The following is a 14,985-nucleotide window of genomic DNA, read 5'->3' as shown; positions in this document are numbered from 1 at the left end:
GCGTTTTTGTAGGTATCCCATACATCGCCCCACTCTTTAAATAGTGGTCTTGCTGGAGCTTCTTCGTAAGAAGCAATTGTAGCTTCTATAATTTTCTTATCTGTTTCTGGAATGTCCATCTCTTGATAAGTTTCAGCACTCACGTTTTCTAATACTTTACCTGTTGCCTGGTATAGGTCTGCTGCAAATTCTGGGTTAACAATTTCTTCGATCATTGCTTCAGCTATAGCAACTTTGTCAGCATCTTCTTCGATTCTAGCATTCATTGCAAGTCCCCATCCACCTTGCCAGTGAGTTAGAGCTTTGCCTGCTATGGTTAGTTGGCTAATTGGATAAATCTCAAGGTTATCTTCGCCTGCTTGTTCAGATATAGGAGCTGCATCCCAAGCTCCACCAAGTCTAGCTACACCACCATTGCCAGCTTTGAAAGTATCATCGATATAGCCCCAACCAGCATCAGCATCAAATAATTGTGTGCCTGCTTCGTTGTGTTTTTTCCAGTATTCAAATAGAGCTTTAACTGTTGCTTGTTTTTCAGGTTCTAATTCATCCCATTCTTTTGTAAAGTCTGAGAAAAGTGTTCCGTCTTCGTTTTTACCTAAAAGTTCGATTGCTGAAGAGTTTGTTGCTGCAACACCGTACCAAGCATCAAAGATTGGTAGTAATACTGTTGATTCATCAGCAACATCGTTGATTTCAATTGGTTTTGTTAGGTCTATGCCTTTTTCTTCAGCATTAGCTTTGTTTACATAGGTAATTAGAGTTTCAATATTGAATGGGAAGGCAAAATATTCACCGTCTATGTTGAAGTTTCCGCCGATTCCAGAATCAAAATCATCCCAACCACCGATTTCTTCAGCTAATTTCTTAGAATCAATTGCACCTAAGATATCGTTTCCGTGTAGACCGTAAAGTCTATCAGCAGGTATAGCAAATAGGTCAGCAACGTCTTCATTTGAAGCATCTGTAGCATCTAAGATATCTAAGTGGTCAAATGCTCCTAGTGTTTTAAATTCAATTTCTGCATTAGGGAATTTTTCCTTAACTCTTTCTGCAGCTTTTTCGTAATGAGGTAGCCAAGCTTCTTCTACTTGTACACTTAATTTAGCACTAGCATCCTTGTTTGCTTCGCCCCCATCAGCCGCTTCTTTTCCGCCGTCTTTAGCTCCACCACATGCTGTCATTACAAAAGCAAGTGATAACGCCATTATAGATTTTAATCCTTTTTTCATATTTCCTCCTAATCTATATGCAATCGTTTGTTGTAACTTTATTATATCTATTAATTACATTATTGTCAATATTTTTTCGGAATCGTTATCTATTATGAAGTTACAACGTTTTTATACTTTTGGGTTAAGGTGTAATTCTTGCCATTTTCTAGGTGAAGTAAAATATTTATTTATTTTCAAAAAAATACTTTTTCCTTTAATATTTTATTTATTTTCGCAAAAAGAACACTAGAAAAAATGCAAATTTGATTACAAAGGGTAAGTTTTAGCTGGGAATGGTGAATAAAATATAGCCTCCTTAATCCTTCTGCCTATAAAACCCGCCAAGCTTTCTTGAAAAATTTTCTCCAAATCTTATAATAATATAGCAAAAAATTATAAAGGAGATATTATGAGTGAAAATTTAGGACCCATCCATTACCTAATGTATGAAAAAATCAAGTTTCAAGATGAAACCACAGATTTTTTAATGGATGGCAATTTTAGCCAAATAGATTATAAACCAGTTTCAAAAAAGCCACTAGAAGAAATTCTAGATCAAGAAAATATCCACGGCTTTCTCCAAGAAAAGATAGATATAGTAGAAAGCCGCCTAGCTAAGGCTCTTAAGATTTCTAAAAACCCAAGCGAAAAACTCTTCGCCCTTGGACAAAGGTGCGGAAAAGACAAGGACTTTTCATCCTTTGAAGAAATTTTTACAGACTTAAATAAATATTTACTAGACGGCATGCCTTGTGATAGGGGACTTTCAGCCTTCCTTGATGGAGGAGATTTGTATCTAATAACAAATACCAACCTTCACAAAAAATACGAAGAAGAAATAAACCTAGCTGACTCAAAAAATGCCTCTTGCGAAGGCGGTCACAGTCACGACCATCACGAGTCCTATGAACTAGGCCAAGGAGAAATAAAGGAATTAAAAAAAGAAGAATCCACCTACCACAGATACAGATTAGATTTTCTAAAGGGTTATTTTTCAGAAAGTCCATATGAGGTAGAACTTATAAACGGGATAAATTACAGAATTTCAAAAAAATAAGACCATAAGGGGTCAAAAAAGCTCTCTTCTATCAAAAAGAAGAGGGCTTTTGCTTTTAAAACGGATTATAAAACCTACCCCCATTTAGGAAAAATAGGGCAATTCCGATTGCTACTACTGCTAGGGTTATAAGTAGGACTACAAAATCATTTTTGCCGAAGGGTCTCGCCTTATACCAGGTCCTGGTTTTGTTTTTGCCAAAACGTCTAAGTTCCATGGCGCAGGCTATGGTTTCTATTCTATCAAGGCTATCAAAGATTAGGGGGAGAATTATATTTGAGCTTGCCTTAATTCTTTTTATGAAGCTTACTTTTTCGCTCATTTCAATGCCCCTAGCCTGGGAAGCCTGTCTTATATCAAAGTAAGATTTTTGTATATCTGGTATATACCTTAGGGCAAGAGCTACAGCATAGGAAATCTTATAAGATACGCCAATCCTATTTAGGCTTGATGAAAACTCAGAAGGATCAGTGGCAAGGATAAAGACTAGGGCTAAAGGAATGGTTGAAAAATACTTTAAGGCTACGTTAAATTCATAAAAAACTTGCTCAAGGGTTATGGCGTACCTACCAGTGCCTAAAAGAGGCGTCCTTGATCCATAAAGACTAACTCCGTAGTCTGGTTCAAAGATATATATAGCGATAATATTTATAAGAGAAAAAACTGCGACAACTTTAACCAAAAAGTCCACATCTTTCCAGGAAATCTCTGCTATTTTCATTGCAAAAAGGGAAAGGACCATTACAAAGATTAGAAACCTCGTATCATAGCTTGTCATTACAATTATAGATAGGAGGATAAAGGCTATTAGCTTACTTGCGCCAGATAACCTGTGAATAGCCGTATCGTTTTTTATATAGCCTAGGGTCCTATTCATCTCTCTTCCTCCTTTCAAAGCCTATAAAAGCTTCAATAAAATCAAGGGAATCCATCCCCTTAAGCTTCTCACCTAGTTTGAATAGTGAAGTCTCAGCGAGGTTTGCCCTAACTAGAAGTTCACTTTGGGTAAAGAGCCTAGCAGGAGTCGTATCTTTTAGGATTTTCTTATCTCCTATTACAATGGCCCTGTTAGTATATTCCTCAATTAGGTGCATATCATGGCTTATCATAAGGATTGTAAGGCCGTATTTTTTATTTATCCTTCTAATAAATTCCATCATCTTTGTATAATGGCGGAAGTCTTGGCCTGCTGTCGGTTCATCCATAATAATTACCTCTGGATCTAAAACCAAGATGGAAGCTATGGTGACCCTTCTTTTTTGTCCATAGGAAAGGGCTGAGATTGGCCAGTTTCTAAAGGGATATAGGCCGCAAATCTCAAGGGCTTCGTAGACTTTTTCCTTAATTTCTTCTTCATCTACTCCCCTTATCCTGAGGCCAAAGGCTAGCTCATCAAAAATCATGGTTTTAGAAATCATAGCATTAGGATTTTGGAGGATAAAGCCGACCTTATCTGCTATTTCTTTTATGGATAAATCTTTGGTATCAAGGCCGTCAACAAAAATTTTTCCATCTTGGGGTCTTAAAAATCCGCACATTAATTTGGCAAGGGTTGTCTTACCTGCTCCGTTTGGGCCTAAAATAGAAATCATTTCTCCCTTATTAATTTCTAGAGAAAGATTTTCTAAGATATTTTGATCTTCATAGGCAAAGCTAAGATTTTCTATCTTTATAACTTGGTCACTAGACTTTTCCTGGCTCACGGCCTTCTCACCCTTAGCCCAATTTTCAATTTTTTCTAAGTCACTTGTCTTTATTTCTACCTGGTCAAAGTTAGAAAGCTTTTTATAGGGTAAAAGATCTACTCCTGCATATTTCATAGCATCTATATAAAGCGGTCTTCTAATGCCAATTTTTTCTAGGATATCTGACTTTAGAAGGTCGGTTGGAGTCATATCTGCGACAATTTTTCCCCTGTCAATGGCAATTATCCTATCGGGACCAAGGAGTAGGGCCTCTTCTAGCCTATGCTCTATTACTATTACTGTATAGCCAAGCCTATCTGCCAGGCTTTTTAAAAGCTCCATGGTTTTTCTGCCAGATTTTGGATCAAGGTTGGCTAGGGGTTCATCGAGTAAAAGGATAGGAACCTCAGAAACAAGGATTCCTGCAATGGAAACAGACTGCTTTTGCCCACCTGATAATTCTCCAGGTCTCATGTCGAGTAGTTTTACTAAGCCCAACTCTTCTGCCCACTTTACGACGATTTTTTTCATCTCTTCCTTATCAACATTGTCATTTTCTAAAGAAAAGGCAATGTCTTCTGCAACTGTAATGCCAACAAATTGCCCATCTGTATCTTGTAGGACTGTACCTACTTCTAGGGATAGGTCAAAGATAGAAGATTCTTCTAGATTTTTTCCATTAATTATACATCTGCCTGTCATATCCCCTGGAAAAGTATTTGGGATTTGACCATTTAGGCTTTTGGCAAGGCTAGACTTGCCAGATCCCGAAGGGCCCACGATTACAAGCTTTTCTCCTCTTTTTATTTCCAAATCTATATCAAAAAGAGAGGCTTCTGCCTGGGCCTTGTATTTAAACTCATATTTATCAAAAACTACGAGACTATTCCTAGCTTCCATATTTTCCTAATCTCTTTTTAGTGAATTATCTTTTGTTCGGCTCTTAGCGTAGGCTGCTAATAAAATAGTACCTAAAATACCAACCGCAAGGGAATTTAGACCTGCTGATACAAAACCTTGGGCAAAAACCTTATTGGATGGTTCTGAATAAATTAAGATATCTAAAACTGGTGCAATCAATCCCCAAGAGATCACATTTGTAATAACCTGACCGATATTAAATTTGATCATGTCTTTTTTTGTAAATTCTCCGTTAGAGATATTGATTTTTGAACCAACTAGACCGTAACCATAACCTGTAATCCCTGATGTAATAACCCATGACCACCAAAGACCATAGGTTAATAAGTCCTTAATAGCATGGCCAATAAATCCGATTAGAGCTCCTGCAAGAGGTCCGAATAAAACAGACATTAGGGCCAAAAATGGATAGGTAGTTTCAACTGATGTGTTTGGTATAAAGCCTACTGGTATTGATAGAAACCTTCCTAGGATAAAAAATACTGCAGCACCGATACCGATAGCTACAATGGTAGTGATAGAATTATTCTTTTTCATAATTACTCCTTTTCTTTTGTAAATTCTAAGATTTACCTCATCCACTTGTCAATAATAACCATAATTTTTTAAAATGGACACTAAAAAACACCCATCATCTTGATGGATGTCAAAAATCCATCAGCCAAGCTTTAGCACCTTACTAAAAGTAGGTTGCTGAAGGTTCACAGAGCTTGTCTCTCCCCTTCTCTTTATGGTGGTTTTATTATACTGTTTTTGAAGGAATTTGCTATTTTTTTAAACTTAGATGATCTTCTTATTTTAACAAAAATATATAAATCTGTTATAATTATTCTGTTACTATCCCCAGACTGGTAACAGAAAGGGGGTATTTCAAATGAATGTTCTATTTCCTTTAATAGTAGCTGTCATAGCAAATGTAATAAACTATTACCTTTGCAAATGGCTAGACAGCTTCTTTGACAAAGATAGTAACTAGTCTAATATAAAAAGACAGGAGTTTTTCGAACCTTCTCCTGTCTTTTTTGTGTTCCAAATGAACTATTTCCTTTATTTATGTTCATTATACAACCTTTTGTGTTAAATTCAACAAAAATAATTTTAAAATCACTCACTATTTTTAATACTACAATAAACTCGATACCTTCTACTAGCAAAGAAAAAGACAGGACTTAGTCAGAGTCTCTGTCTTTTTCGCCTTCCAAACGAATCAATTATTTTATTTAATTTTGACTGTCGTGTCAAATGTAATAGGTCACTACATTTGCAAATGGCTAGACAGCTTCTCAAAATAATAACTAGCCTAATAAAAAAGATACGAGTTTGTCGAATTCCTATATTTTTTTGCGATTCGAATGGATGCTCAAAAATATTATACATATTATCTTACAGAACTCAATAATTGATAAGTCTAAATTATTCTTCCCCCAAATATTTCGCAACAACAGCCGCCATGGCCTTAGCTGAGATTTTCATTGCGTCTTCTCTTATGTCAAATTTTGGGTGGTGGTGTGGATATGGAGCATCTTCCTTTTTTGCTCCTACATAAAAGAAGCAAGATGGCCTTTCCTTGGCATAGTAGGAAAAATCTTCCGATGGTGGCTGAGGGCCACAGTCGATTATATCTGTAATTTCATTAATATTAGCAGATTTTACTGCTTCTACAACTAGGTCTGTCATCTCTGGGTCATTATATAAGAGTGGATAATCATCTGTGTATTCTATTTCTACATCCATCCTAAACATAGTTCCTAAGCCTTTAGCTAAAGCTTTTATCTCTTCTTATATAGTTTTTTTAGTCTCATCTGCCATAGCTCTAACGTCGCCTTCGATTGTTACAGAATCCTTTATGATATTAAAGGATCCCTTGCCATCAAAAGATCCAATAGTTACAACTCCTACTTCATAAGGGGAAAGTCTGCGGCTTACAACAGTTTGGACAGCTGTTACAATGTGACTTGCCGCAACAATCGATTCATTTGATAAATGAGGCATAGACCCGTGGCCGCTCTTGCCCTTAAATTTTATCTTAAACATGGCCCTACCAGTTTGGGTATTGCCCTTGTGATATTGGACGGTCCCATAGTCCATGGCACTCATAACATGGATGCCAAAGACGTTGTCAACCTCATCTAGGACACCCGCATCAATCATTCCCTTGGCTCCTCCTGGTGGGACTTCTTCGGTGTGTTGGTGGATTATTACAATTTTACCAGCAAGTTTTTCCTTTTTCTCACGAATAATATCTGCAAGGACCATAAGATATGCAGTATGAGCATCGTGACCACAAGCGTGCATGACACCCTCGTTTTTTGAAGCAAAGGAAAGTCCCGTTTCCTCTGTAATAGGAAGGGCATCAAAATCAGCCCTAAGAGCTATGGTCTTTCCTGGTCTACCTGTATCAATTACAACCCTAAGGCCATTGCCACCCATGTGGCTTGTAATTTCTACATCCTTATCCTTATAAAAATCTTCAACAAATCGAGCAGTCTCAACCTCCCTAAAAGAAAGCTCCGCGTTTTGGTGGATTTTCCTACGGATATCAACCATCTAGTCAAAACGATCATCTATCTCTTTAGAAATTTCATCTAATAATTTATTCAAAAAATCACCTCTTTTTATAACTTTACCCAAAAAGTGAATAGAAATAAAAAGAATCCTGATATCTTATTAACCTAGAATCCTATCTCATATCCATTAAAAAAGGCAGCCAAAGACTTCTCCATGCGTTCGCTTAGCTCACTTAGTCGAAGTGAGTATTAAAAGCACAATATGTTTCTATTAGTTTTAAATTATATTATATAAAAAATAAATATTAATTAAATATAGAGTCTTTTGCAAGTGAAGTAGGCGTTAAAGACTTGCCCTAGCGGCCGAGAGCGTTGATTGTTTGAGCGTTAGCGAGTTATCAAATTTTAGTCGACTGAATGTCAAAGGGTAAAAATAATATACCAACCTATACAACGGTTCCTCCATACCAATAGTTTGCCGAAGGCAAATTCCTTATCCCCCGAGAGGACATAAAAGCCCCTTGATTTGGGGCTTTTATGCCGAAAACGTAGTGCGGGAGCACGGAGGAGTTTGCGAAGCAAACGGGTTTTCGGTCGATGTGGGAACATCTTTCCCTAGCGGCCGAGAGCGACGAAACGTTCCCCTGGGGTCCCCCTTATTACGAAGATTCAACTGTATGAAAAATAAACATTTATAAAATTAAATTAAATTAAAATTAAATATCTAAGGAACGTAATCTTTTTAGAATAAATGCTCCTATTCGTCGCATCTATTCTAAAAAATCACATAAGGTTTTTCATAAATTTCTGCTGCGGTGCTTTGCACCTTGAGAAATTTTGAAAACCATAAAAACTTTGCCAACAAAGTTTTTACTACCATTAATCTTGGATAAAAAACCAGGTTGATTTCTCAACCCAGTTTAATCTGTATTATACTTTTGCTTCTTGCTTGGCTTCTTTAGAAGCTTTAGACCCCGTAATATTTCTAAAACATAATTTATCGTTTTGAACGTAAATCCTAATAGTCATATCTTTATCCAGCTTGTTATCAAGAATATCTTCAGCAAGCCTGTCATCAATCATTTTTGTGATGTGACGTTCTAGAGGTCTGGCTCCGTATTCGCTGTTAAAGCCTTCCTTGGCAAGAAGGTTTATTACCCTATCGTCATAGGCAATGTCTATGCCAATTTGATTTAATCTATCTCTTGTCTTTTCAAGCATAAGACCGGTTATCTTTCTTATGTCAGATTCTTTTAGAGAGTTAAACATGATTGTTTCATCAAGTCTGTTTAAAAACTCTGGTGCAAAGGAATCTTTTATAGCAGCTGATATTATTTCCTTATTTCTCTCATTATCAGCTTCTTCCTTGTCTTCTGCAAGATCAAAACCAATTGATGTCGCCTTGGACAAGCTTGATACACCTACGTTTGAGGTCATGATTATGATGGTGTTTTTAAAATCAACTGTCCTTCCCTGACCGTCTGTTAATCTCCCGTCATCTAGGATTTGTAAAAGGAGGTTAAAGACATCTGGGTGGGCCTTTTCAATTTCATCAAAGAGGAGTACAGAATAAGGATTGGTCCTTACTGCCTCTGTTAGTTGGCCACCTTCATCATAACCTACGTATCCTGGAGGTGAACCTACCAAACGACTTACGGCAAATTTTTCCATATACTCACTCATGTCCATCCTAATTAGCCTATCTTCTGAATCAAAGAGGGCCTTTGCCAAAGATTTGGCTAGGTAGGTTTTACCTACGCCAGTTGGTCCTACAAATATAAAGGAACCAATTGGTTTTTTAGGGTCTTTTAGCCCTACTCTCGCTCTTTTTATAGCCCTAGATACAGAAGCTATGGCCTCATCTTGGCCAATTACTGTGCCAGCTAAGTTTTTATCGAGCTTAGCATATTTGACTTTTTCATCTTCTGTAAGTCTTTCAACCGGTACCTTGGACCAAGAAGCTACTATATTTGCTATATCATCATAGCCTATAGCAATCTTATAGTCTTCATCAGTACTTTCTTTTTCTTCTTCTAGATCAAATTTCTTTTGGTTTATTATATCTCTTAGTCTTGCTGCCTTTTCAAAATCTTGGTCAGAAACTGCCTGATCTTTTTCAGCCTGAAGTTTTTCTAGGACATCTTCCCTACTCTCCTCATTATCATCGATGTCATCATAGGAGAGTATTCTTAATTTTGATGAAGCTTCATCAATTAGGTCTATGGCCTTATCAGGTAAGTACCTGTCAGTTATATACCTATCAGATAGGTCAACTGCTGCCTTTATAGCCTCATCTGTGATTTTTACCTTGTGGTGGTCTTCATACATGGACTTAAGACCTGCTATTATCTTTTTAGAATCCTCAAGGCTTGGTTCATCAACCTTCACTTCCTGCATACGACGAGCAAGGGCTGAGTCCTTTTCCACGTGCTTTCTGTACTCTTCTATGGTTGTGGCACCTATTATTTGAAGGTCTCCCTTGGCTAAGATTGGCTTTAGGATATTTGCCGCATCCATAGATCCTTCTGCAGCACCAGCGCCTAGGACCATGTGAAACTCATCTATAAATAAAATTAAGTCGTCACGGCCCGCTGCTTCTTCAAATAGTTTCTTAAGCCTATCTTCAAAATCTCCCCTGTACTTAGTCCCCGCTATCATTGACGCTAGGTCAAGACTTAGGATGGTTTTATCTTTCATAATAGCAGGTAGGTTGCCATTTACAATTTCACTTGCAAGTCCTTCTGCTATAGCAGTTTTACCTACACCAGGTTCGCCAATTAGGATTGGATTATTCTTAGTCCTTCTCATTAGGATTTGAATAATTCTCTTAATTTCATCTTCCCTACCAATTACCGGGTCGATTTTTCCTGCCTTGGCCATTTCATTTAGGTTAGTTGAAAATTTTGTAATATTTTCACTAAAGTCTGACTCAGACTTTGCCTCTAACTTTTCATTTCTCACTACTGATAGGAGTTGTTTTTTGATAGCTTCCTTTTCTACTCCTGATAGTAAAAACATAATGTTTGTAAAGGAGTCTTCATCATTTAATATAGCCAAAAGGACGTCTTCCTCGCTTGTCGCAAGGGCCCTTCTGTTGTTTGCATAAAACCTTGCAGTTTCTAAAATCTTCCTTACTTTTTTACTATATTCTGTAGCAGGCCTTACGGCTGTGCCCTTGCCAATATTATTTATAACAATAGACCTTAATAGCTCGTAATTGGCACCTGCTACCTCTAGGGCCTTACTCGCACCTGACCCTGTTTTCATGAGGGCAAGCAGGAGGTGTTCGGTACCTATATAGTCATGGTTTAGACTATAGGACTCTCTCCTAGCCTGTTGTGTAAGTTTATTTAATCTGTTATTTTCCATGGCTTTCCCCCATTTCTTTCATCAAAAGTTCGTATCTTTCAGTATCAAAGTTTTCCCTGTACCTACTTGAGTTAAGTTTTTTTATCAGACTATTTATTTCTTCTTCACTAAAGTCTATATCATAGCCTAAAATCTGATATTTCTTAAGTTTATATAGGGCCTTCATCATCTTATCTAGGCTTTTAACTAGCCCTGCTTCAAGACTTTTTTGAATCAAGTTGATTTCTTCTTCGACTGCCCTATCATCTGTATTATTTAAAACTTTATAATCTCTTCTAAATCTTCTCTCGTTTTTAACTACGCTTTCAATGTTTTTTTCTATCTTCCTTAGGTAGCCTTCTGTGTCTTTCCTATAATTGCCGTAATTTTTTAATAGATATAGGTCATCGGCATAGGACTTTAGACCTTGTGGTATATATTTTTGTGGGTAGATACCTACATAAACCATGGCTTGTTCAAAGCCTTGATAGGTTTTTGGTTCATCAATTAAGCCAAAGAGGAATAATTTTATCCAAATTTCAAGGCCATAACCTGCATTTCTCACCCCACTTGTTAGGTAGCCATATTCACTAGAAAAGGCAAAATCAAAACGCCCATCTAGGATTTTTTCAATATCGACTGCCCTTTTATAAGACCCTCTTAGGTCATGATCAAAGTTAGAAATATTTATAGATATGTGGTCCCTATCGTTAATAACTAGGGTGGTATCTCCCTCAAAGATAAGACCAACTTGTGGGAGCTTGTGTCTTACATCTTCGCTTAGAACCATTTCTGAAATAAGTTTGTCAATTGTTTCATCATCTAAATCAGCAAGTAAGACAAGCTTATCTCCAAAGACATTTCTAACCATATCCATTATCACAAGACTTTCATCAAAGGTCATAGATGTTGGAAAATCAAAGCCCTTGATGTTTCGCCTTAGGGAAAGATTTGAAGAAATTATGATATCTTTTGCATAATCCATCAATTTTTCACCTGCATATTTAATTTATCAATTTTTTCCTTAAGATCTGCCGCCAACTCATAATCTTCTGTTGCTACAGATTCGTTTAGCCTTTGGGATAATTCTTTTATCTCATCTGCTACTTGCTTAAATTCTCTTTCTGCCCTAGGATAAGTTCCCTTATACTCACTTAGGTTGTTGTAGGTCTTTAAGACCTTTTCTGTTAGGTTTTTATCTAGGTTATAGCAATGAGCACATCCAAAAACACCATTTCTAATATTTGACTCTAAATTGCCACAATAAGGGCAAGATTTCTCATCTACATTTAATATATAGGATAGGTCTTTATTGGCCTGGCTGTACTTATATTCATAATATCCATCGATAACTTCCTCAAGACTTGGGATAAACTTTTGGATAAGCCCTTCAAGATCCTTTGGATTAAAGGAAATATTTTCAGCACTTACTCTACTTGGGTCAACTCCCTCTGGGATATTTGAGTATTTTTTCATACAATCTTCGCAAAGGTGGATATTGTGGCTATTGCCATTAACAATCACCTTTAGGCTTACACTGGCATCCTTGCCGCATTTATCACATTTCATACTAACTCCTTGCCAAAATACTTAAAAGAAGGCTCTTAACAATCGATGACCTTACGGTATTTCTGCCCTTAGCTTCTATATCAGAAAGGGTCTTATCGCTTGTAGCATACCTTGCCATCAAATACTCGTTTTTATCAAAATATTCCTTCTCATAAAGGTCTCTAAAAAGATTATTGGCGTTTGACTCGCTCATCTCGCTAGCTAAATTCTTTAACAGATAAGAAATATAGTCATCTTCTTCAACAATGGTAATAATCTTTATAAAACCATTGCCACCGCGTTTACTCTCAATAAGGTAGCCATTATAAGGCGTAAACCTAGTAGAAAGTACATAATTTATCTGGCTTGGCGAACAATCGAACTGACTCGCCAGCTCATTTCTTCCAATTTCTAAAGCTCCGTCAACGCTATCAGCGAGCATTACTTTTAGAAATCTCTCTATTTGATTAGTTAAACCTGCCATAATCTCCTGTCTTTCTCTATTTAAAGGTCAAAGCTTACTGACTATCTCTGACCATTGTCTGTAAAATAAAGGAAGCCTTGCTTCCTAAATAAACTATACTAGTTCACTATGAATTATCAACATCAATTTGTTTTTAAAACAAAAGTGCCTTGACTGTTAGCCGGCACCTTCGTAATTGATATTTATTTTTAGTCCCTACGATTCCTGTTCCCAAATAAAAGAAATAATCTTAGTAATTGTAGGGCAGTTGCAAGAGTTGCAGCTACGTAGGTAAGGGCAGCTGACCTTAGCATATCCTTAGCACCTGGAATCTCACTTTGATCTAAAATCTGACTTCTTTCAAGAGCTATGATAGCACGTCTTGAAGCGTCAAATTCCACAGGTAGGGTTACCAGTTGGAATAAAAGTGTAAGGGAAAAAAGGGCTAGGCCTACAGTTATTAGTTTTTGTTGGGATAAAAATACTCCTGCCAAAAGAATTGGGAAGGATAACTTAGATCCAAAATTAACTGCAGGTACCATGTAAGATTTGACCCTAAGAGGTATGTAGCCTTCCTTAAACTGGATAACGTGACCAATCTCATGGAGGGATACAGCAAGGGATGCTATGGACGAATCATTAAAAGATGTGTCAGAAAGAGCCACTTCCTTACTCATGGGATTAAAATAATCAGACAAGGACCCCCTCACTCTTTTTATAGAAATATCCCTATAATTATTATAGTCAAGCACCATCTGGGCAGCCTCAGCCCCAGTTATGCCTCGCCTAGATTTAATTTTTTTATACTTATTAAACTTTGAACTGATATTAGCCTGAGCCAACATCGAGATAACAAGACCTATCAAGACTAAAAAGTAAGTCTTATCAAAATATAATCCATATGGATACATAAGATTCCTCTTTTCTTTTTTCAAAAAAACGCTATTTTAATCGCATTTATAAATTGCTATTTTTATTTATTATATCAAGTTTTTAGGAAAAGTCAAAGATGGTCAAAGTTCTTTTCACTAGTGAGTCTAGTATTCCAGGAATATTTTCTTTTTTATTTTGATTTTAAATTATTTTAATCTTATGATGTTCTATCATATTTACAGTTGAATCTTCGTTCATAAGGAGGGGCGTAGGGGGCGTTCCGCATGCCCCCTTATGCCCCTCCTTAAAATCCACCCCATTACACCCCAGAGGCGGCTCCTTAAGCGGAGTGCGGTAGTTGTTGCTTGCTTTCAGCAAGCTTTTATTATTAGGGGTAATATCCTTGTTTGGGTAGATTGTTATTCCTACAGATTTCTAATCTCCGGTCACCTAAAAATCGCAAACTCGTTTCACTCGAACAGTGCGATTTTCTTAACGGTGACCGGGATTAGAAATCATTACCTGGCATATGAGAGAATTAATCTCGGGGTATCAGTATTACTAGACTCGTTTGGCTTTGCAAAACATTGCTGGTTGTGGCTTTTTGTTTGGTTTTTAATGTATGTAGACTCCTTTACCATATTAATAATATTGACACGGCCAGAGGCTTCTCCACTTAGGTCGAAGCGAGTTATTGTTAATCTTAATAAATTCCAAAGAATTTATTATTCTTTATAGAAAAATTAAATTAGTACTTTAAGAGATAAGTAAGGACAAACATCCACGTTTCGACTAAGCGAAGCGCATGGAGAAACCTCCTAGACCAACTTAAAAACAAGCACTGGTAATACATTCGTCAACACCAACATAAAATCATCACCTTTACTAATTTATCGGAAAATTTTAAAAGTGAATGAGTCGTTATGAAATCTGATGGCAAGCCTGTCCGGCTCGTTTCTATGCTTAGCCCAAATTACAAAGTAATTTGACGGAATGCTTGATGTGGTAGCTGAGGACCGAGCTTAGCGAGTTATCAGATTTTTAACGGGATTCTCTATTAGAAATCATTATCTGATAAAGGAGAGAATTAGTCTCGAGGTTCCAGAATTTGCCTGACTCGTTTGGCTTTGCCAAACTTTGCTTATATAAATTTTCTTCTTTGGATTTAACTGTTTCCAATTTTTTTACCTATTTATATTTGATATAGGTATCAAAAGTAAGGTCGAATTTTTCTACAAATTTATTCTTTAACTTCGTTGCCAAAGGGTCTGTGTTGTCGGCTTCGAAGTAGATTTCTTGGTGGTTTTTGAATAAATATATTAATAAGTCATTTATAAATTCATCTGCAAGGCTATCCTCAAAGCTTGCT

At 36.8% G+C, this 14,985-nt stretch carries 13 protein-coding genes and 1 riboswitch; of the genes, 1 reads left to right on the top strand and 12 read right to left on the bottom strand.

Features of this window, described 5'->3' with window-relative positions; translation table 11 throughout:
- The coding region (locus Q0410_RS04495; RefSeq protein ID WP_299033360.1) for a sugar ABC transporter substrate-binding protein at positions 1-1,232 on the bottom strand (1,232 nt) is incomplete at its 3' end.
- A gap of 391 nt (positions 1,233-1,623) precedes the next feature.
- Between Q0410_RS04495 and Q0410_RS04490 the strand changes: the two genes are divergently transcribed.
- On the top strand, positions 1,624-2,271 hold the full coding sequence (locus Q0410_RS04490) for a hypothetical protein (protein ID WP_299033357.1): 648 nt from the start codon (positions 1,624-1,626) through the stop codon (positions 2,269-2,271).
- A 55-nt stretch (positions 2,272-2,326) separates the two neighbouring features.
- Here Q0410_RS04490 and Q0410_RS04485 read toward each other — a convergent pair whose 3' ends face one another.
- The 11 genes from Q0410_RS04485 to Q0410_RS04435 all read right to left on the bottom strand — a co-directional run.
- Complete coding sequence (locus Q0410_RS04485; RefSeq protein ID WP_299033354.1) at positions 2,327-3,148, bottom strand: energy-coupling factor transporter transmembrane protein EcfT; 822 nt, start codon at positions 3,146-3,148, stop codon at positions 2,327-2,329.
- A complete protein-coding gene (locus Q0410_RS04480; protein WP_299033351.1) occupies positions 3,141-4,856 on the bottom strand; it encodes an ABC transporter ATP-binding protein in 1,716 nt (571 codons plus the stop codon). The genes Q0410_RS04485 and Q0410_RS04480 overlap by 8 nt, the downstream gene beginning before the upstream one ends.
- Before the next feature lie 6 nt (positions 4,857-4,862).
- Positions 4,863-5,414, bottom strand: coding sequence for an ECF-type riboflavin transporter substrate-binding protein (locus Q0410_RS04475; protein ID WP_299033348.1), 552 nt, complete (start codon positions 5,412-5,414; stop codon positions 4,863-4,865).
- 91 nt (positions 5,415-5,505) lie between these two features.
- A riboswitch (SAM riboswitch) is annotated at positions 5,506-5,614 on the bottom strand.
- Positions 5,615-6,290: 676 nt separating this feature from the next.
- Positions 6,291-6,611, bottom strand: a complete 321-nt coding sequence (locus tag Q0410_RS04470) for a M20/M25/M40 family metallo-hydrolase (RefSeq protein ID WP_299033345.1) — start codon at positions 6,609-6,611, stop codon at positions 6,291-6,293.
- Positions 6,612-6,656: 45 nt separating this feature from the next.
- Positions 6,657-7,424 (bottom strand): amidohydrolase, encoded by a 768-nt coding sequence (locus Q0410_RS04465; RefSeq protein ID WP_299033342.1) that lies wholly within the window; start codon positions 7,422-7,424, stop codon positions 6,657-6,659.
- 890 nt (positions 7,425-8,314) lie between these two features.
- Positions 8,315-10,753 (bottom strand): ATP-dependent Clp protease ATP-binding subunit, encoded by a 2,439-nt coding sequence (locus tag Q0410_RS04460; RefSeq protein ID WP_299033337.1) that lies wholly within the window; start codon positions 10,751-10,753, stop codon positions 8,315-8,317.
- Positions 10,743-11,717, bottom strand: coding sequence for an ATP--guanido phosphotransferase (locus Q0410_RS04455; RefSeq protein ID WP_299033334.1), 975 nt, complete (start codon positions 11,715-11,717; stop codon positions 10,743-10,745). Before Q0410_RS04455 ends, Q0410_RS04460 begins: the two co-directional genes overlap by 11 nt.
- Positions 11,717-12,301 (bottom strand): UvrB/UvrC motif-containing protein, encoded by a 585-nt coding sequence (locus Q0410_RS04450; protein WP_299033331.1) that lies wholly within the window; start codon positions 12,299-12,301, stop codon positions 11,717-11,719. Before Q0410_RS04450 ends, Q0410_RS04455 begins: the two co-directional genes overlap by 1 nt.
- Before the next feature lies 1 nt (position 12,302).
- Positions 12,303-12,764, bottom strand: a complete 462-nt coding sequence (locus Q0410_RS04445; RefSeq protein WP_299033328.1) for a CtsR family transcriptional regulator — start codon at positions 12,762-12,764, stop codon at positions 12,303-12,305.
- Positions 12,765-12,952: 188 nt separating this feature from the next.
- On the bottom strand, positions 12,953-13,654 hold the full coding sequence (locus Q0410_RS04440) for a zinc metallopeptidase (protein WP_299033325.1): 702 nt from the start codon (positions 13,652-13,654) through the stop codon (positions 12,953-12,955).
- 1,150 nt (positions 13,655-14,804) lie between these two features.
- Positions 14,805-14,985, bottom strand: a 181-nt coding sequence (locus Q0410_RS04435; RefSeq protein ID WP_299033322.1) for a hypothetical protein, incomplete at its 5' end; no start/stop codon positions are given.

Source organism: uncultured Anaerococcus sp. (assembly GCF_937934665.1).
In the GTDB taxonomy this organism is placed as follows: Bacteria; Bacillota; Clostridia; order Tissierellales; family Peptoniphilaceae; genus Anaerococcus.
This window is presented reverse-complemented; position numbering and strand designations above follow the sequence as displayed.